Source organism: Egibacter rhizosphaerae (assembly GCF_004322855.1).
Classification (GTDB): Bacteria; Actinomycetota; Nitriliruptoria; order Euzebyales; family Egibacteraceae; genus Egibacter; species Egibacter rhizosphaerae.
Genome location: NZ_CP036402.1, coordinates 276,861 through 295,150 on the forward strand (window position 1 = coordinate 276,861; position 18,290 = coordinate 295,150).

20 protein-coding genes and 1 tRNA gene are annotated in these 18,290 nt (G+C 71.7%); 12 read left to right on the forward strand and 9 right to left on the reverse strand.

Annotation, left to right across the window (positions count from 1 at the left end):
- Positions 1 to 23: 23 nt before the first annotated feature.
- The 6 genes from ER308_RS01215 to icd form a co-directional block, all read right to left on the reverse strand.
- Positions 24 to 3,044 (reverse strand): DEAD/DEAH box helicase, encoded by a 3,021-nt coding sequence (locus tag ER308_RS01215; protein ID WP_205745819.1) that lies wholly within the window; start codon positions 3,042 to 3,044, stop codon positions 24 to 26.
- Between the two features lie 297 nt (positions 3,045 to 3,341).
- Entirely contained in the window at positions 3,342 to 3,650 is a 309-nt protein-coding gene (locus tag ER308_RS01220; RefSeq protein ID WP_131153323.1) for a ribonuclease HepT family protein, read from the reverse strand.
- A gap of 24 nt (positions 3,651 to 3,674) precedes the next feature.
- Positions 3,675 to 3,932, reverse strand: a complete 258-nt coding sequence (locus ER308_RS01225) for a hypothetical protein (protein WP_131153324.1) — start codon at positions 3,930 to 3,932, stop codon at positions 3,675 to 3,677.
- A gap of 249 nt (positions 3,933 to 4,181) precedes the next feature.
- Positions 4,182 to 4,256 (reverse strand) — tRNA-Cys (locus tag ER308_RS01230).
- 75 nt (positions 4,257 to 4,331) lie between these two features.
- A complete protein-coding gene (locus ER308_RS01235; protein ID WP_131153325.1) occupies positions 4,332 to 4,562 on the reverse strand; it encodes a hypothetical protein in 231 nt (76 codons plus the stop codon).
- Complete coding sequence (gene icd / locus ER308_RS01240; RefSeq protein WP_131153326.1) at positions 4,559 to 5,761, reverse strand: NADP-dependent isocitrate dehydrogenase; 1,203 nt, start codon at positions 5,759 to 5,761, stop codon at positions 4,559 to 4,561. Before icd ends, ER308_RS01235 begins: the two co-directional genes overlap by 4 nt.
- 319 nt (positions 5,762 to 6,080) lie before the next feature.
- Here icd and ER308_RS21240 point away from each other — a divergent pair, with 319 nt between their 5' ends.
- From ER308_RS21240 to ER308_RS01260, 5 genes are all read left to right on the forward strand, one after another.
- Complete coding sequence (locus ER308_RS21240; protein ID WP_165491713.1) at positions 6,081 to 6,227, forward strand: hypothetical protein; 147 nt, start codon at positions 6,081 to 6,083, stop codon at positions 6,225 to 6,227.
- Positions 6,228 to 6,268: 41 nt separating this feature from the next.
- A complete protein-coding gene (locus tag ER308_RS01245; protein ID WP_131153327.1) occupies positions 6,269 to 7,126 on the forward strand; it encodes an HAD-IIA family hydrolase in 858 nt (285 codons plus the stop codon).
- A complete protein-coding gene (locus tag ER308_RS01250; RefSeq protein WP_131153328.1) occupies positions 7,123 to 8,271 on the forward strand; it encodes an acyltransferase family protein in 1,149 nt (382 codons plus the stop codon). The genes ER308_RS01245 and ER308_RS01250 overlap by 4 nt, the downstream gene beginning before the upstream one ends.
- A gap of 132 nt (positions 8,272 to 8,403) precedes the next feature.
- Positions 8,404 to 9,102: a putative PEP-binding protein gene (locus ER308_RS01255; RefSeq protein WP_131153329.1), complete on the forward strand. Its 699-nt coding sequence runs from the start codon at positions 8,404 to 8,406 to the stop codon at positions 9,100 to 9,102.
- An 8-nt stretch (positions 9,103 to 9,110) separates the two neighbouring features.
- Positions 9,111 to 9,776 (forward strand): LiaF domain-containing protein, encoded by a 666-nt coding sequence (locus ER308_RS01260; RefSeq protein ID WP_131153330.1) that lies wholly within the window; start codon positions 9,111 to 9,113, stop codon positions 9,774 to 9,776.
- Between the two features lie 178 nt (positions 9,777 to 9,954).
- Here ER308_RS01260 and ER308_RS01265 read toward each other — a convergent pair whose 3' ends face one another.
- A complete protein-coding gene (locus tag ER308_RS01265; RefSeq protein WP_131153331.1) occupies positions 9,955 to 10,491 on the reverse strand; it encodes a hypothetical protein in 537 nt (178 codons plus the stop codon).
- 254 nt (positions 10,492 to 10,745) lie between these two features.
- Between ER308_RS01265 and ER308_RS01270 the strand changes: the two genes are divergently transcribed.
- The 4 genes from ER308_RS01270 (at position 10,746) to ER308_RS01280 (ending at position 13,280) form a co-directional block, all read left to right on the forward strand.
- The gene (locus ER308_RS01270; RefSeq protein WP_131153332.1) at positions 10,746 to 11,045 is read left to right on the forward strand and encodes a thiamine-binding protein; all 300 of its coding nucleotides are present in this window, start codon (positions 10,746 to 10,748) and stop codon (positions 11,043 to 11,045) included.
- 62 nt (positions 11,046 to 11,107) lie between these two features.
- Entirely contained in the window at positions 11,108 to 11,266 is a 159-nt protein-coding gene (locus tag ER308_RS21245) for a DUF6131 family protein (protein WP_165491714.1), read from the forward strand.
- A 126-nt stretch (positions 11,267 to 11,392) separates the two neighbouring features.
- Positions 11,393 to 12,133: an ANTAR domain-containing protein gene (locus tag ER308_RS01275; protein WP_165491715.1), complete on the forward strand. Its 741-nt coding sequence runs from the start codon at positions 11,393 to 11,395 to the stop codon at positions 12,131 to 12,133.
- Positions 12,134 to 12,173: 40 nt separating this feature from the next.
- Entirely contained in the window at positions 12,174 to 13,280 is a 1,107-nt protein-coding gene (locus tag ER308_RS01280) for an IS630 family transposase (protein WP_131153334.1), read from the forward strand.
- A 19-nt stretch (positions 13,281 to 13,299) separates the two neighbouring features.
- On the opposite strand, the gene ER308_RS01285 is transcribed toward ER308_RS01280, so the two are convergent.
- Entirely contained in the window at positions 13,300 to 14,418 is a 1,119-nt protein-coding gene (locus ER308_RS01285) for a baeRF10 domain-containing protein (RefSeq protein ID WP_131153335.1), read from the reverse strand.
- A gap of 230 nt (positions 14,419 to 14,648) precedes the next feature.
- Here ER308_RS01285 and ER308_RS01290 point away from each other — a divergent pair, with 230 nt between their 5' ends.
- A complete protein-coding gene (locus tag ER308_RS01290) occupies positions 14,649 to 14,843 on the forward strand; it encodes a DUF2795 domain-containing protein (protein ID WP_131153336.1) in 195 nt (64 codons plus the stop codon).
- Positions 14,844 to 14,855: 12 nt separating this feature from the next.
- On the opposite strand, the gene ER308_RS01295 is transcribed toward ER308_RS01290, so the two are convergent.
- Positions 14,856 to 15,572, reverse strand: a complete 717-nt coding sequence (locus tag ER308_RS01295) for a hypothetical protein (RefSeq protein WP_131153337.1) — start codon at positions 15,570 to 15,572, stop codon at positions 14,856 to 14,858.
- Between the two features lie 205 nt (positions 15,573 to 15,777).
- Between ER308_RS01295 and ER308_RS01300 the strand changes: the two genes are divergently transcribed.
- Together ER308_RS01300 and ER308_RS01305 are read left to right on the forward strand one after the other, a co-directional pair.
- A complete protein-coding gene (locus ER308_RS01300; protein ID WP_131153338.1) occupies positions 15,778 to 16,758 on the forward strand; it encodes a YeeE/YedE thiosulfate transporter family protein in 981 nt (326 codons plus the stop codon).
- A 216-nt stretch (positions 16,759 to 16,974) separates the two neighbouring features.
- A complete protein-coding gene (locus ER308_RS01305) occupies positions 16,975 to 18,270 on the forward strand; it encodes a GAF domain-containing protein (protein ID WP_131153339.1) in 1,296 nt (431 codons plus the stop codon).
- Positions 18,271 to 18,290: the final 20 nt, after the last annotated feature.

Sequence of the window (18,290 nt, forward strand, 5' to 3'; positions counted from 1 at the left end):
TCCGACATCGCCTGCGCCGGCCCTCACGCGGCGGGCTCCCGCTCACGGGGGCCCGACCCCGAGCCGACATCGGACAGCTCGACGAGCTCGCGCAGTTCGGCGTCGGACAACTCGGTGAGCCAGGCCTCCCCCTCGCCGACGACGGCATCGGCGAGGGCCCGCTTGTCCTCCAGCAGGGCGGCGATGCGCTCCTCCAGCGTGCCGGCGGTGACGAGCTTGTGCGCGGTCACCTCGCGACTCTGACCGATGCGGTAGGCACGATCGGTGGCCTGGTCCTCGACCGCGGGGTTCCACCAGCGGTCGTAGTGCACGACGTGGGTCGCGGCGGTGAGGTTGAGCCCGGTGCCGCCGGCCTTCAGGCTCACGAGCAGCACAGGGGGGCACGACGGGTCGGTCTGGAAGCGCTCGACCATTCGATCTCGGGCCGGCTGCGCGACACCGCCGTGGAGGAACGGCACGTCGGCAAGCCCCAGCGCCGCCTGCAGCTGTCGGGCGAGCAGCTCCCCCATCTCGCGGAACTGGGTGAACACCAGCGCACGGGCGCCGTTGTCGGTGATCTCGGCGAGCATCTCGGCGGTGCGGTCGAGCTTGCCGGACCGCCCGGCCAGCGTGCCGCCGTCCTCCCCCAGGTACTGCGCGGGGTGGTTGCAGATCTGCTTCAGGGCCATGAGGAGCTTGAGCACCCGCCCGCGACGCTCGATGCCCTCGCCGAGGCCTTCGTCGTCGAGGATCGTGGCGACCGCGGCCTGATACAACGTCGCCTGCTCGCGGGTCAGGGTGCAGGAGACGTCGACCTCGTGCTTGGCGGGCAGGTCGGCAGCCACGGACGCGTCAGTCTTCGCCCGCCGCAGCAGGAAGGGAGCGGTGAGGCGGCGCAGCCGTGCGGTCGCGTCGGGGTCGCGCCAGCGTTCGACGGGGACCGCGTAGCGCTCCTTGAACCTGGCGAACGGGCCGAGCAAGCCCGGGTTGGCGAAGTCGAGCACCGACCACAGCTCCGAGAGGCGGTTCTCCACCGGGGTACCCGTGAGCGCGACCCGGTGACGACTCTCGAGTCGCCGCACCGCCTGCGCGCCCTGCGAGGAGGGGTTCTTCACCTGCTGTGCCTCGTCGAGCACGACACACTCCCAGGCGACGTCGGCCAGCAGATCGATGTCGCGGCGCACCAGCCCGTAGCTCGTCACCACGACCGCGCCCGCGGGAACCTCCGCCGCGTACCCCGCCCGCTCGCCACCGTGATGGCGTACGACCTCGAGATGCGGGGCGAAACGGGCGAGCTCGCGCTCCCAGTTGCCGACCACCGAGGTGGGGCAGACCACGAGGCTGGGGCGCTCACCCGCGCGATCGGCGAGCAGGGCGATCGTCTGCAGCGTCTTGCCGAGGCCCATGTCGTCGGCGAGCAGCGCGCCGAGGCCCCGGTCGGCGAGAGCCTGCAGCCACGCGACCCCGCGGCGCTGGTAGGGCCGCAGCTCGGCGGTGATGCCGTCGAGGCGTGGCTCGCCGGGCCCGGACTCGCCCGCGCGCAGATCGGCGACGAGATCGGCCAGCGCACCGTCAGCGATGACCTCGACCTCCCCGAGCTCGTCGACCTCGCGCTCGCCCGACAGCGCGATCGCGATGGCCTCGACCCCGGACAACTCGCCCTGCTGACCCGCGATGTCCGCCAGTCGCGGCGCCTCGTCGGGGTCGACGCGCACCCATTGGCCACGCCAGCGCACGAGCGAGGACTTCATGGCGGCGATCTCGGCGAGCTCCCGGGCCGAGATCGTGTCGTCGCCGAGCGCCACCTCCCACTCGAAGGAGGCGATGGTCTCCTCGTCGAGGCCCGCGTCGGTGATGCCCTTGCCAGGGTCGGGCGGCGAGTCGTACACGCGCATACGAGCCCGCAGGCGTCGCGCACCGCTGGCGGTCAGCTCGGCGGGCAGTAACACCCCCACGTCCGCTGCGGCAAGCTCGCCAGCACGGTCCGTGAGGAGCTGCGCGGCCTCCTCTGTGTCGAGCTCGAGGCCGGCGGGCCGCGGCTCGGCGAGACTGCGCTCGACCGGTGGGAACAGCCGCGCAGCCTCGGCGAGGCCGCGCACCAGCGACTCCTGGGGGTCGCCGACGTGGCGCCCGAGCGCCTCGAGCGTGGTCGCGTGAGCGTCCCATACCTGGTCGGCCGGCACGAGCAGGCTCGGGTCGTCCGCCGCCTGCAGCAGGTAGTCGACGCGCCACGGGGCGTCGGGCTCGTCGGTCACCGGCGTATCGAGGCGCAGACAGAGCCGGGCCGCGGTCGGCGCGTCGCGATCGATCAGGGGCGCAGCCCACGCGCTTACCTGGGCGGCGAGACCGTCCTCGGCAGGCCCGTGGTCGACCGCGTCGTCCCAGGAGCCGTGCTGTGCACCGTCGATCGTCACGAGCGGATCGGGCCCGATGAGGCCGGCGACCCAGCTACGGCTCGCGGACGCCCCGGCCGCGACCGGACCGTCGAGCGCCCGGCCACACGCGTCCGCGACGGCGTCGCCGAATGCGCCGAACAGTGCGACGGGCGACCACACGGCTGCCTCGTCGGCGTCGTCGGGCAATGCGTGAGCGGCCGGAGGCAGTGCCTGGCCGAGGGCTTCCCACCGACCGTCGCGGGGGGGCACCAGCCGCCAGGAAGCGACCGCGCCGTCGGGGCCCGCCGGCCGCAGCGTCGGGACGAGGCCCCCGGCCGCCACCACCTCGAGCGCGATCTTCGCCGCGACGCTCCATGCGAGCAGCGAATCCGCCGGCCGCTGCCAAGGGGGCCAGTCGGCGGGTGCGGACCAGGCCGCCAACGCCCGAGCCGCAGGGAGTACCGGGATCAGGAGTGCGGGAACCTCAGCCGTGACGACGCGGGTGCGCGCCCGAGGCGTTCGGGGGAGCACCGTCGGCAACGTGACGGTTGCGCCCCCGGGCAACGCATGCGCCGTCGCCGCGGCCTCGAGGTCGTCGACGCCCCACAGGGCGAGATGACCGTCGGACGGCACACGGCCGCCGGGCCAGAAGGTCGCCTGCAGCCGTCCCGGCAGCGCCAGTTGGGACACTGAGCCCTCCCACTCGTGGCGAACCACTCGTCGCGAACCGTCAAGGGGAAGGTACGGGGATATCATATCCCCGTCGGGATAGGGGTCCCCGCTCGAGGCTCAGTTCGGCGCTGTGCGTTCCACGACCTGGAGCTCAAGGCCGGTCTCGGCGAGGTGCCTCGCACCCGCGACCGGGCCAGGTTGCACACCAGTCTCGCCGCGATCTCGGACATCGGGGCGCTCGGTCCGTGACGCCGGGGCGAGATGCGGCACGGACGGCAGCCGCGCCGCCGCCCGAAGGTGGGCGGCGGCGCGGGATTAGGGATGTTGCCGGTGGGCGCGCATGTCGGTGCGGAGTCTGTCGAGATCACGAATGGTCTCGGTCCACACGCGCCCTGGGTCCCGCTCGGCGGGCTCTTGGTGGGCGAGCAGGTTGCGGTAGCGGCGCAGTTCGCGCCACGGCTCGACGCCGCGCGGGATGCCCGCGTCTCGTCGGTAGCGTTCGCTGGTTTCTCCGGCGAGGATCCACAGCCGCTCGACGGCGAGCTGGCAGGCGGGGTCGCGTTTGCCAGGCCTCGTAGTCGTCGGGCAGCAGCTCGCTGATGTGGGCGAGCGCGGCGTCGACATCGTCGAGCCGCTGGTCGACGCGGCTCACAGGGGGCGAGCGCCCTCAGCGGCCGGCACGTTGTCACCGATCACGTGGACGTAGCAGCCAACGATGTCCTCGGCGCGGTCAGCCAGGTCGAAGATCTGGCGGTAGCCGGGGTCGGGTGAGTGCACTACCAGGGTGCCGTCGTCGCGTATGCGCACGTTGGACAGGCCGGCGGCCTGTGCGGCAGCACGAAGCTGGTCGGCGTGGGCCCGCACCTGCTCGGCGGTGGCGCGTTCGTAGCTGGTGACGTCGGTCATGCAAATCATGCTACCCGTTCCACCTCCTTTCGATGGGGACGCTCGTCAGCGCCGGCGCGTGCGGTGGTGTCACTACCGCGGTCGAGGTCAGCGTATCCGGGCGCCAGAACGGGCCCGGTACACAGAGGTCGTCAGCGGCTTGCCGCCGCCATCGGCTGGCGCCCGCCTCAACCTAACGAATGAACACCCGGACGCGAATATCCGGGACACTCACCCCGGAATACCCGAAAGACCCGATGGATGGATGGATGGAGGCCGGGACGGGAATCGAACCCGTGAATAGCGGATTTGCAGTCCGCTGCCTTACCACTTGGCTACCCGGCCGAAGCGTCCTCAAGTCTCGCACGCGGCGCCGGCTCCGGCCACGTGTCGGGCGCGCGAGCCGCGACCGACCGAACGTCAACCGTCGTCGGCTGCCCGCTCGCGCCAGCCCTGCCAGAAGGGGTAGGCCAGCCACGCCACCCACAGGAGTGCCCCGAGCCACTTCCACCGCCCGGGAAGCTTGCGCCCCTTCGACGGGTCCTTCCTCGCGAAGCGCCCGCGGCGCGTGATGTAGCCCGCGAGGCGTTCGTCGGGCGCGAGGCGGGGCGCGCGGCGAGCCGCGCGCCCCGTGGCCGGAGCATGGCTCACATCCGCTCGATCATCGCCTCGGCGAACTCGCTCGTCTTGACCTTCGTCGCCCCGTCCATCTGGCGCGCGAAGTCGTAGGTGACGACCTTGTCGGCGATCGCGCCCTCGAGGCCCTTGACGACGAGGTCGGCGGCCTCGTCCCAGCCCATGCGGCGCAGCATCGACTCTCCCGAGAGGACCACGGAGCCGGGGTTGACGACGTCCTGGCCCGCGTACTTCGGCGCGGTGCCGTGCGTCGCCTCGAAGATCGACACGCCGGTCTCGTAGTTGATGTTGCCGCCCGGCGCGATCCCGATCCCACCGACCTGCGCGGCCAGCGCGTCGGAGATGTAGTCGCCGTTCAGGTTCATCGTCGCGATGACGTCGTGGTTCTCCGGCCGCAGGAGGACCATCTGCAGCATCGCGTCGGCGATGACGTCCTGGACGAGGATCTTGTCGCCGGGGTCGCCCCCGCAGTCCTCCCAGCCGACCGCGACGTCGCTGAACTCCTCACGCACCAGGTCGTAGCCCCACTGCATGAACGCGCCCTCGGTGAACTTCATGATGTTGCCCTTGTGCACCAGGGTCACGCTCTGGCGGCCGTGATCGACCGCGAACTGGATCGCGGCGCGCACGAGCCGCTTCGTGCCGGTCTCGCTGATCGGCTTGATGCCGATACCCGAGTCGGGCCGGATGTCCCAGCCGTAGGTCTCACGGAAGAAGTCGATGGCCTTGCGGGCGTCCTCGGTACCCTCCTGGAGCTCCTTGCCCGCGTAGACGTCCTCGGTGTTCTCCCGGAAGATGACCATATCGACCTTCTCGGGGTGCTTGACCGGGCTTGGCACGCCGGTGAACCAGCGGACGGGCCGCAGGCACACGTAGAGGTCGAGGATCTGCCGCAGCGCCACGTTCAGGCTGCGGAAGCCCTCACCCACCGGGGTGGTCAGTGGCCCCTTGATCCCGACGAGATGCTCACGGAAGGCCTCGACGGTCTCGTCGGGCAGCCAGTCGCCGGTCTGGTTCTTCGCCTTCTCGCCGGCGAGCACCTCCTTCCACGAGATGCGACGCTGTCCGCCGTACGCCTTGTCGACGGCCGCGTCGAAGACCCGCTGGCTGGCCGGCCAGATGTCCACCCCGGTCCCGTCCCCCTCGATGAAGGGGACGATCGGCTCGTCGGGTACGTCGAGCCCTTTGTCGGTCTGCTGGATGATCTCGGCCACGGCTCAACTCCTGTCTGTCGCGGTCGGGGTCCCCCACCAGCGCCTCACGCGAGGACGCCCCCGCGAACGATCGGCTGCGGCGGCAGTGCCTCGGCAGCATAACCGCCGTGCCACAACCCACACGCCGCAGCGGGAGCACGCACCGCGCACACGTCGTCGGCCCGTTTTCACCCCGAGGCAACGGCAGGGCAACGCTCGGAGGCTACGCTCGGGCAGGTGCGCGACCAGCGTGTCACGCACCCACCACGCGCCGCTCGACTCGGGGACAGGGGAACCCCGGTGAGGCGATCCGGCGTCTCCGGAAGGCTCTGGGGGACCAATGACCAGCGAACTGCGCGAGGAGCTCGCGAACCGGGCATGGCTGTACGATGACCCGGACGCGTTCCTCGCCGGGGTGGATGCAGCCCTTGCCCGCATCGAGGCCAGGGCGAGTCGGTCATGGGAGGACACCGACCGGGCCGGCTGACCAGGCCCAGCACCCCGGCCCGTCTTTTCCGGAGGACACCCATGGCCGAGGGTCCGGCCGAGCGGCCGCGTGCGCGAGGGCTCGACGAGGTCCACGCCGTGGTGCTGGACCTCGACGGCACGGTCTACCTGGGCAACCGGCTGCTGCCCGGAGCGGCCACCTTCATCGAGACGGCACGCGGCCGCGGCATCCCCGTCCGCTTCGTGACGAACAACCCCACGCGCGACCCGGCGCAGTACGCCCGGAAGCTCACCGAGCTGGGCGTGCCCACCCCCGTCGACGACATCGTGACCACGGTGGTCGCGATGACCGGATGGCTGCTCGACCACGCCCCCGGCGCCGCCGTCTACCCGATCGCCGAGGCCCCGCTCGTCCGTGCCCTGGAGGGCGCGGGGGTACACGTCACCCAGGATCCCGCGCTGACCGACGTGGTCGTCGCGAGCTACGACCGGGGATTCGACTACGGCAAACTCCAGGCCGCCTTCGACGCGATCTGGTTCCACCAGCGCGCGAGGCTGGTGGCCACCAACCCCGATCCGTACTGCCCCCTGCCCTCGGGACGGGGGGAGCCGGACTGCGCGGCCATCGTCGCCGCGATCGAGGCGTGCACGGGCACGACCTGCGAGGTGACGCTCGGAAAGCCGGACCCCGCCATGCTCGACGCCGCGCTGCGCGGGCTCGACGTGCCCCCGCACCGGGCCCTCATGATCGGCGACCGCCTGCGCACCGACATCCGCATGGCCCGGCGTGCGGGGGCGACCTCGGCGCTGGTGCTCACCGGGGACGACGGGATGGACGACGTCGGAGCGGCAGCCCCCGAGGACCGGCCCGACCTCGTCGTCGACCGGCTCGACAGCCTGCTCGCACCCGACGGTTGGCCCGCCGGGGTCGACCGGTGACGCCTCACCCTCACGGCCATGCCGATGCCGGCGGGCCCGCCCCACCGACCGCGTGGGCACCATCCGCCGCCACGAGCCAGGGGGCGCGGCTGCGGGGCATCGACGCGGCGCGAGCGCTGGCCATCGCAGGGATGTTCGCGGTGCACATCGGCCCCACCGACGCCGAGGGAGCCGCGGGCACGGCTTACGCACTACCCCACGGACGGGCCGCGGTGCTGTTCGGCCTGCTGGCCGGCGTCGGTGTCACCCTGCTGGCGCGGGCCCGATCGGCGACCCCTGCCCGCTCCCGACTTCGGCTGGCCTGGCGCGCGGCGATCCTGCTGCCGCTGGGACTGGCCCTGCAGACTCTCGACCACAACGTGCTCGTGATCCTGCAGGACTACGCCGTCCTCTTCCTGCTCGGGATCGTCGTGCTCGGGCTGCGGGACCGGTGGCTGTTGCTGCTTGCGGCCGCATCGACGCTGCTCGGGCCCGTCCTCAACCTGTGGGGTCAGCGCGAGGACCCCGAGACGTTCGCCCGGCAGACCATCGAGATGGGCGACCCGCCGCTGGAGATCCTGCACGGCCTGGTGCTCTCGGGGCCGTACCCGCTGGTCACCTGGGCAGCGCCGTTCTTGATCGGCATGTGGTTGGCGCGTCGTCCCCTGAACCAACGCCGGCTCCAGCTCTGGCTCGCCGTCGGTGCCGTCGCCGTGACCGGCGCCGCGCAGGGCATCGGGCGGCTGGCCGAGCAGCGGTGGGGCGACGTGACCGAGTCCCTCGACTGGGACCATCTGTGGGCGCTGGAGCCCCACGGGCAGATGCCGCTGTGGATCATCGACGCGACGGCCTCGGCCGTGCTCGTGTTGGCCCTGCTGCTGCTCGTGGCGGATCTCGCGCCCCGGGCGGTCTGGCCGCTCACGGCCGCCGGCCAGCTCGCGCTCACGGTCTACGTCGGCCACCTGCTCGCGCTCCACGAGTGGTTCGATGAGCTCACCGCCGACGAGGTGGGGCCGGCCGCGGCTCGGCTGGCGGCAGGCGTGCTCCTCAGCATCGCGATCGCGGTCGCGTGGCGCGCCGTGTTCCCACGGGGCCCGCTGGAAGCGGTGCTCCACGCCCCCTGGACCCTGACCGACCGGTGGCGCCGCACCCGGTCGGACGCGTAGCTCGGGACTCGCTCCCCGGCGCCACGGGCCCCCGCGCACAGGGCCGTTCGCGCGCCGCCGAGGGGCCGTTCGACCCTCGTCGAGGGCGCGGTCGCCGAGGACCGCGGCGAGCTCAACGCCGAGGAGCAGCGGCTGCTCGCCGCCGCTCGCGCGCGTTCCGAGGTGAACCCGACGCTGGGTGCCCGTGGCTGCCGGCTCGGCATCCTCCGCCCGGAACTCTACCGCATGCAGGTGCGAGCCCTGCTCGAGGCGGCCGCGGAACTCAAGGGCGGGGGGTACGCGCCCGACGTCGAGATCATGGTGCCGTTGGTCGCGCACGTGAACGAGCTCGAGCGCATCGCCTCGTGGATCGACGAGGAGGCCAGGGTCACCCTCGAGGGCGGGCCGGCGGTCTCCTACCGGATCGGCACGATGATCGAGACACCGCGCGCGGCACTCACTTCCGGGGCCATCGCTAGTCGCGCGACGTTCTTCTCGTTCGGCACCAACGATCTGGTCCAGATGACCTGGGGGTTCAGCCGCGACGACCTCGAGCGGGCGGTGATCCCTCGGTACCTCGAGGAGGGGATCATCCCGGTGAATCCCTTCGGCACCCTCGACCAGGAGGGGGTGGGCCGCCTCGTCGTCATTTCCGTCGCGGAGGGACGGGCGACCCGGCCCGAGCTGGAGGCGGGGATGTGCGGTGAGCACGGGGGCGACCCCGCGTCGATCCGGCTCGCCCACGAGGCAGGCCTCGACTACGTATCCTGCTCCCCCTTCCGCATACCCGTTGCGCGCCTCGCCGCGGCACACGCCGCCCTCGGGGGCGAAGCCGACGACGCCAGCGCGTAGGAGAGGACATGAACGCACCGGCGGCCCCGTCACCGCCACACGAGGCACCGGACCCTCCCGCCCCGCGCGGCTCCCCGGCACCTGAGCCGGGGGGCCGCATCGAGGCGCTGGTGGCCGGCATCCTGCTCATCGGCCTCGGGGTCGGCTGGCTCCTCGACCGGCTCGAGGTCCTCACGCTCCCGTGGCCGCTGGCCGGCGCGCTCGCGCTCGTCGTCGTCGGCTTCGGGATAATGGCCACCGCGCGACGCGGGGGGAGCGGCACGCTCACAGCCGCCGGCGTGGTGTTGAGCGTCGTCCTGCTGTTCGGCGTGGCCGGGGAGGCCCCCATCCCGGGAGCGCTCGGTGAACAGACTCACCGACCGACCGCTGTCGCCGAGCTGGCCTCTCCCTACGAGCTCGGGATCGGCAGCTTGACGCTGGACCTGCGGGATCTCGACCTCGACGGCGCCGAGGCACACGTGGAGGCCAGCGTCGGGGTCGGAGAGCTCGAGATCCTGGTCCCCGAGGACGTCGAAGTGGAGGGGAGCGCATCGGTCGGCATCGGCGAGGCCGCGCTGCTCGGCGAACGTGGCGGAGGCCTCGGCGTCAACCGTGACATCGTCGTGAGCGGCGTGGACGGACGGCTTGTCCTCGACGTCTCGGTCGGGGTGGGACGCATCGACGCCGACCGCTGAAGGACGGCGGGGTAGGCCCACCCCCGGGGGGTCTACCCCGCCGCCGTGCTCAGAGGGTGCTGCGAGCCGATCCCCACATCGACTCGCGCCCTCGAGCGGGTGGTGGCTGGGACGCCGTTTGGGGTCAAACTACCCGGTGGCTGCTGCGGCAACCGACCGCGGTCTACCGAACCGCGGTCTACCGATCGGGGTAGTCGATCGGCTCCTCGGGGTCACGGAGTCGCGCGCCGATCTCCGCGAGCCGCTCGTCCAGTTCCTCGCGCTCGCGCTCGTCCGTGCACGCCACGGCGATGTGGACGGGCATGTCCGCGGCCGGCTCGTCCGTGACGGTGCCGGAGTGCACGCCCTCCTTGACGCGGCCGAGCATCGTGACGAGGAACCCGACGCCGATCCCGAACGCCCCGAGGGCCAGCGCCAGGGTGAGGATGCCGGGCACGTGGCCGAGCGCGAAGATCCCGATCACCGCGCCGAGCACGGCACCGGTCACCGCGCCGAGGACCATCCCCGATCCGCCGAGAACCACCGAGCGCCGCAGGTCGCGTTGATCGGCCTGGGACACGTCCCGGGGCGTACCGCTCTGTCGCGGCGCGTGCGCGTCCATCCAGATCCGGGACGCATCGACCCCCGACTCGGTGAGCTCCTCGATCGCTTCGGTCGCCCGCTCCTTGTCGGGGAACTCCCCGTGGGCGACCGGGCCTGAGTGCCGCAGTGCCATCGTGGTCCTCCACATCCCCTGCCGGGTCGGATCGCTTCGTGTGGGCCCTCTTCGATACCCAGTCACGATCTGTCGAACCATGGCCGCTCGCCATCGTTCGTCCGGCGCCGAGCGCCTTGTCGGGGAGGATCCCCACTCCCCGGCACGCTGACGACCGGTCAAACGAACGATCCGGCGGAACGAGGTTTCGACGTCCTCGAGATGGGCATGCCGGGGCGGTCTGCGACGGACACAGACCCACGAAGGGGCGGTCGATGAACACCACAGACATTCCGGCGCTCGCCGAGGTCTCGATCGAGCCGATGGGACAAAGCGAGGATCACGAGCGAGCGGTCCAGGAAGCGATCGACGCGCTCAGGCGCAGCGGCCTGGAGATCGTTCCCGGCGCCGCGAGCACGTTGCTCCGTGCCCCGCTCGGACAGGTCTGGGACGCGGTCCACACTGCCCACACCGCGGTCCAGCCGTACGCGGAGCGAGTCGTCACCAACGTGCGCGTCGAGACCCGACGGGACGGCGACGACTTCGCGGAGCGGGTCGCACATCACGGGGCGTGAGCCACGTCTCGCCGCGTCGCCCACATCAGAAGGACCCCTCCACGTGAAGAAGGAAGCTCCCGATGATCATTCTGGGCATCCTGCTCATCATCCTCACGGCCCTGCTCGACGTCCCACCCATCCTCTCGACGATCGGGATCGTCCTGGTCGTGGTGGGCGTGATCCTCTGGATCCTCGGGTCGGTGGGACGCGCCGTCGGTCCCCGCCGCCACTACTGGTAGGTCCCCTCTCCCCCGCCCCGACGGGCACCGCGCTGCCAACTCGCGCCGGGCCCCGTTCGGTTTCGCTGCGGCGATGTCGCCCCGTGGCATGATCGGATGATGCAATCCGGCGATGAAGGGGCGGCCATGGCGTCGCCCGAGGATCCGACCTCCCCCAGTGCGCTGGGCAGCGTGCTCGTGGACTTCGCGAGCGCGGTCGCGCACCCCGAGACACCCACCGAGATCCTCCACCGGCTCGCTCGCTACTGCACCATGCTGTTGCCGGTCGAGGGGGCAGGCGTCCTGCTGCGTGACAGCGAGGGCGTCGCGAGGTTCGCCACCGCCAACGACGAGCTCGGGTGCGCCATCGAGGAGATCGAGCTCGAGTTGCGGGAAGGTCCGTGCCTGGAAGCCCTGAACCGCGGGCAGCAGATCGCGATCCCGGACCTCACCGAAGACACGTCCTATCCCGCGTTCAACGAGCGAGCGGTCGCTGCGGGACTCAAGGCGATCTACGCGGTCCCGCTGCACCTTCGCGACCAAACCCTCGGGGTCGTCGATCTGGTCGCCAGTCAGCCGGCGCAGCTCGGGGACACCGACCTGGCCACCGCCCAGATGTTGGCCGACATCGCCGTCGCCTACGTCGTGAACAGCCGGGCCTACACGGAGCAGGCCGAGTTGTCGAAGCAGCTCCAGGAGGCGCTGAACAGCCGTGTCGTGATCGAGCAGGCGAAGGGACGGCTCAGCGCGTGGCTGGAGATCGATACCGGCGAGGCCTTCGAGGTACTGCGCGACTACGCCCGGGCGCATCGCCGGCCGCTGCGCGAGGTGGCCGAGCAGGTCATCGTGGGCAAGCTGCGCCTGAAGCCCGAGCTCGGAGACCGCTAGTGGTCTGTCGCACAAATAGCAAGGTGGGTTAGGATGTGGCATGCCTGTCGCTACCGCGCCCGCGTTGTCCATGTCCGACGAGCAGCGTGGCGAGCTTGAGGTGATAGCTCGCTCGTCGTCGTTGCCGCACCGCAAGGTGGTGCAGGCCAGGGCGCTGCTGCTGGCTGGCGATGGGGTGGCCAACGAGGAGATCGCGCGGCGGTGTGAGACGACCTCGGACACGGTGCGCCGGTGGCGGGCTCGGTTCGGCGAGTCCGGGGTCGCCGGGGTGGGGGTGATCGCGGCGGGCCGGGGCCGCAAGCCCCAGGTGCCGGCCGCCACGGTCGAGGCGATCGTGGCTGACACGTTGCATGCGCGGCCGCCGGACGGGTCGACGCACTGGACGACCCGGTCGATGGCGGCCCGTCATGGGGTCAGCAAGGACCTGGTCGCGCGTATCTGGAAAGCGCGCAACCTCAAGCCCTGGCAAGTGGCGACGTTCAAGCTGTCCAACGATCCCGACTTCGAGGCCAAGCTGGTCGACATCGTCGGGCTCTACTTGGATCCCCCCGAGCACGCGGTGGTGCTGTGCGTGGACGAGAAGACCCAGACCCAGGCGCTGGACCGCACCCAGCCGTCGCTGCCGATCAAGCCCGGCCGGGCAGGAACGATGACCCACGACTACAAGCGGCACGGCACCACCGACCTGTTCGCCGCGTTGAATGCCGCCACCGGCCAGGTGCTGACCGAGTGCCGGCGCAGCCACACCCACACTGACTTCCTGGCGTTCCTGCGACGCATCGACCGCGAGGTGCCCGCTGACCTCGACGTGCACCTGGTCCTGGACAACCTCTCGGTGCACAAGCACGCCGAAGTCAACAAGTGGCTGGCCAACCACCCCCGCTTCCACGCTCATTTCACCCCCACCTCGGCGTCGTGGCTCAACCTCGTCGAGCGCTGGTTCCGCGAACTGACCGACAAGCGCCTCCGCCGAGGGGTGTTCACCAGCGTCCGCGAACTCACCGACGCGATCGCGACCTGGGTCAACCACTGGAACCACGACCCCAAGCCCTTCGTGTGGCACAAGACCGCCGAAGAGATCATCGCCAAAGTCCGCCGAGGACGAGCCGCCCTCGACCACCACACCAAATCATCGACAGACCACTAGGGCCGAACGTGCGGTCGCGTCAGTAGCGCAGCAGTGCCGCGACGGGATGGCCCCCGAGCGCCTCCGGGTCCCCCACGAGCTCGACGTGGCTGCTGCTCGCGTACGCGAGCTCGAGCAACTCGTCCACGAGGTCCACCGGTGTGGGCTCGCTGTCGCCGTACGCGCGCGCCTCGCCCGGCTCGACCGCGAGCGCTCCGGTGTCGGCGCGGTAACCGGGCGCCATCGCCGTCTCCGCCGCCAGTAGCGTCTCGACCTGCCCCGCGTTGAAGGCATCGATCGTGTGCCGCAGCCCGAATGCGGCGCTCTCGGGCTGCCCGGCTGACGCTTCCAGTCGGTCGAGCAGCGCCGACCTGCGCTCGCGTGCCAATTCGTGTTCCACGTCCTCCAGCACCTGGCCCGCCTCGTGCGCGCCGGCTTCGACAGGGAGGTTGACCGGCTCGCCGCGCACCAGGTGATCGACCTCGCCCGCTAGGTGCTGACGGAGTTGTTGGGCCTCCTCGTGGGGACCGGCGACCACGACGGCGTCCAACGGCGCCTGCGCGTGCAGCAGTCGGAGCCGCTCGGCGGTCTCGTCGTAGTGCCGCTGGACCCAGTGCTGATCGTGCTTCTGCGCCCGCAGATCGCTGTTGCCCTGGTGGGTCCGGTACCCCGGCACCTCGTCGGCCTCGCGCTCCTCGTGACGCCAGGTCCGGCCCAGGTGATAGCGGTAGATCTCCGCTTCGTCACGCTGCACGAGCACCAACGCGACGTGGTGCGCCCGGTCCAGGAGGACCTGCAGCGGCAGCACGAACGGCTCGCCACCCACGCGCACCCGGTTGCGCAACGGCACGGCAGTGCGCAGCTCGGCGATAATCTCACCCCGCGAGACGAACAGCGCCACCCCGGCGGTCTCGGTGCGCTCCATCGCGCGCAGCCACTCGCTGACGGCCTGCCGATCCCGCTGCACGGTGTCGTCGGGCGCGTGCCCCTGCCGGTCGGCGGCCCGCTCCGCGGCGTCGAACAACGACTCCAGGCGGGCGAGGGCGTCCTCGACACGGGGGTAGCGCTCGCCGTCGACATCGACGTACACGCTCGTCACGGGCGCGCCCTGCCCCTCGTAGCCCGCCAGGGAGCGCACGTCGTCGTGGGTCAGCCTCATCGAAACCCCTCGTTGTCCGCGATCGCCGTGCGCGACCCGCAACCACAGTGATCACCAGCCGCGGCGCGCAGAAACGTCCGCTCCGAGGATCACCCTGGCCCGGTCCTCGTCCGAGGGGACGAGCACCACCGATCGGACCCGCGCGGGGGGTCCGCGTGCGGTTTCGAACCGCCCACACCGGGCATGGCAGGGCCGGCAAGCTCGAACCGCGCGGACGGAGACGACCGAGAATGGAACACGATCCCACGAAGGTGCAGCGGGCGATCGCCGACGCGGAGTTCCCGGCCACACCCGACGAGCTCGCCGCCTCCGCCGAGGCGCGCGGCGCGCATCCCGACATCTGCGAGACGCTGCGCTCCTTGCCCCCGGAGCAGTACGACGACGCCGACGCCGTGATGGCGACCATCGAGGACCAGATCGCCTGAGGCACGGCGGGGCTAGGTGTCGGTCGACGTCCGGCCGCGCCCCCCGCGCGACGTCGCCAACCCGGCGAGCCACTCGACGGCCCCGCGCCACGCGGCCAGCACATGCGGCCTCGGGGGCGAGCCGCCGCGCAGCTCGTCGATGAGCCCGTCGAGCGCCTCCCGGTGGCGCTGGGCGGCCAGCTCGCCCAGTTCCGCGAGCCGGACCCGCTCCCGCCGACGAGGCACGCTGCGGATACCGAAGGCGAGGTGCGGTGCACAGATCTCGCGGCCCTCGACCCGCGCCGCCCGGTCCAGTTCGCCCTTAGGAGTGGCCGCGGCGAGTGCGTGCAGCGCCCGCCGGGCCCAGACCTCGGTCACGCCGCACAGCGGGCAGCGAGCGAGCCCGGCCCGCTGGCGGCGACCTCGACCCGGCAGGTTTGGCCGTGAGGCTTCCCGGGCCAACCGCTGTTGCACGCTGGGGACGAGGTCGACGTACAACCGGGCGACCGCGTGTCCCTCGTTGGCGCGTTCCGCCGCCGCGAGCAGGGTGCGGGCGTGGTCCCGGCACGGTCCCCTGGCCGCGCGCCACCGTTCGCGTGTCCCCGGATCGGTGACGGACTCGCCGAGCAAACGGGTCGCTTCCGCGTGAGCCACGCGGGCGATCCCGGTGCAGATCGGACATCCCGGTTCCGCGAGCACCGTGAGCAGCTCCGAGCTGACGCGTTCGTGCGACCGCACGGTCTCGAGCATGTCACTCCCCTGCGTGCCGGCGTCGGATGCGCAACGTCGGTGACGGTCACCGCAGCGATCCCTTCCTGAGAGCGGGACAATAGCGATCGCACCACCACGCGAGGGCCCGACACGGGCTATCGGAGGAGGGGACGAGGTGAGCGCTGGCCGACCCGGGTCCGATGGGCCTGCCGCTCCAGCGTGATCCCGCAGGAGGCGCGAGAGGATGGCAGCGGAACTCGCCGCCGGCGCGCTGGCCGGTGGGGTCTTCGGGTACGTGCTGCAACGCGGGCAGCACTGCTTCCACGCCACGTTCCGTGGTGCACTCGAGCATCGCTGGGGCCTCGCCAAGGCCTGGCTGCTGGCGGTCGCCATCGGCGCGGTGGGGCTCGCCCTCGTCTACACCCTGTCGCCCTGGGACCAGCTGAGCCGCGGGCTCGCCTTCCGGCCGGTGGACAACGTCGTTGGTGGGCTCGTCTTCGGCGCGGGGATGGCGGTGGCAGCGTCGTGCGTCTCCGGGCTCTGGTACAAGCTGGGGGCCGGCATGATCGGGGCCGGGGTCGGTCTCGCCGCATGGGCGGTGGGTGACGTGGTGGGCTCGGGGCTTCCCGCGCTCGGACCCACCCTGCTGCCTGGAGGCGACGCCGCGACCGTCCCGGGTGTGCTTGGCCTGCCCAGGCTCGCCGTTGCCGGCCTGTTGCTGCTCGTGGTCCTCGTGCTCCTCGCGCGGACCCGGCGGGACGCTCCCACCCGTTCGTGGCAGTGGTCCTGGCCGCTCGCGGGCTCGGCCCTGGGGCTCGGGCTCGTAGTGACATGGCTCGCTGCCGGGGCGGCCGGCACGGGGTTCGGTGCCAGCACCACGGGAGCGGCGTCGGGGCTCGTCGCCGGCAGCCCGGCCTGGTGGCGGATCGCGTTCCTCGTCGCCATCGTCGTCGGGGCGGCCCTCGCCGCCGGGACGGCGGGTGGCTGGTGGCTGCGGAGCGAGCACCGGTCACGCTACGCGGGCCTGTTGGCGGGCGGATTCCTCCTCGGCCTCGGGGCACAGGTGGCGGGGGGCTGCAACTTGGGCCACGCCCTCTCCGGTGTCGCCCAGATGAACGTCTCGTCGCTGGTCGTCGTCGCCGCGATGACCTCCGGGATCGCGGGGGTTCGACGACTGCAGCGCAGAGCGCCCGACCCCTCGGACCAGCCACGGGCTTCGGCGTAGACCGGACGTCGTTCGCGGTCGCGCGGATCGTGCCGGCGACCGCGTCGAACGGCATCGGCTGCTCACAGAACACGGGGATGCCGCCGACCACGGACACGCCGACCCGGCACCGTGAACCGCCACTTCACGCTCGCGACCGACCGTGCTACTTTGCTGGCGGTCAGTCGGACTGACGTGCAGGGGCGAGCCGTATCGAGCGAGTCTGCGAGGTAACCCGTGGCAGCCGAGGGGGCCATCACCGATGACGGGCCGGCTCGCGCGGACTCGGGACGGGCCCGTGCGTTGCTCACTCGCCTGCAGCGGTTGACCCTCCAGCTCGGCCAGGCGCTGTCGGTCGAGGATGTCCTGGAGGTGATGGTCACCACGGTCGGGGAGGAGCTGGCCGCGGACTTCGTTTCCGTGTGGCTCCTCGAGGGCCCCGATCCCCGTACCCTTCGTCGAGTGCGTGACGTCGGCGTGCCCAGCGATGTCATGGCCGACTGGGACGCGGTCGCCGACGACGAGCGCTGGCCTCTCGCATGGGCCCTGCACCACCACGAGCTCGTGGAGTGGAGCGACCGCGAGGAACGGCGGACGCGATTCCCCGCCGTGCCGGAGGACTCGATTCGGCACGAGGCACACCTCGTCGCGCCGCTCGCAGTTCAGGGTAGGGATCTGGGGGGCATCGTCTTCGGCTTCGCCGAGCCGCGCACGTTCGACCCGGAGCAACGCGAGTTCATGCGTGCGGTCGCGGGCCAGTGCGCGCAGGCGCTCCACCGGGCGCACCTGCACGAGCGCCTCACCACGGAGCGCGAGCGCGCGGAGTTCCGCGCCGGAGTGGGGCAGGTGCTCGTTCGCTCGTTGGACGAGCAACAGCTCATCAAGCAGCTCGCCGAGATGGCCGGACCCTCCCTGGCCGACGCGTGCGTGATCGCCACCGTCGGGGAGGAGGGGCAGCTCCACCCCGTCGCGTCCGCGCACCGCGACCCGACCAAGCGCGCGCTCCTCGACCAACTCGTGGCCCTCCAGGAACCGGTGCGCAACCCGTATCTGCTCAAGGCCATCGAAGCCGGGGAAGCAGTGGTCCTGCCGACGGTCCACCCACACACACTGGACGACGTGACGTTGAGCGCGGAGCATCGCGAGCTGCTCGACCGCTTCGGGGCCACCTCGGCGATCGCGGCACCCCTACGCGCCCACGACGAGACCCACGGGGTCCTGGTCGTGGTTAACACGAGCGAGGACCGCCAGCTCACCGACGAGGACGTGTCGCTCGTCGACAGCGTCGCCAGCCAGGCCGCCCTGGCGATCAGCAACGCCCGGGCGCACGGCCACGTCCGCGAGCTCAGCGAACAGCTCGAAGGCGCGTTGGACTCCCGGGTGGTGATCGAGCAAGCGAAGGGCGTGCTGGCCGAGCGCTACGGCGAGGACCCCGAGACGGCGTTCGATCGCTTGCGACACGCCGCGCGCAGCTCCCACGAGAGCATCCACGTCACCGCCGAAGCGGTGCTGGCGGGACGCGTCCGGCCCTGACGAGCGCTCACGTGTTCCTG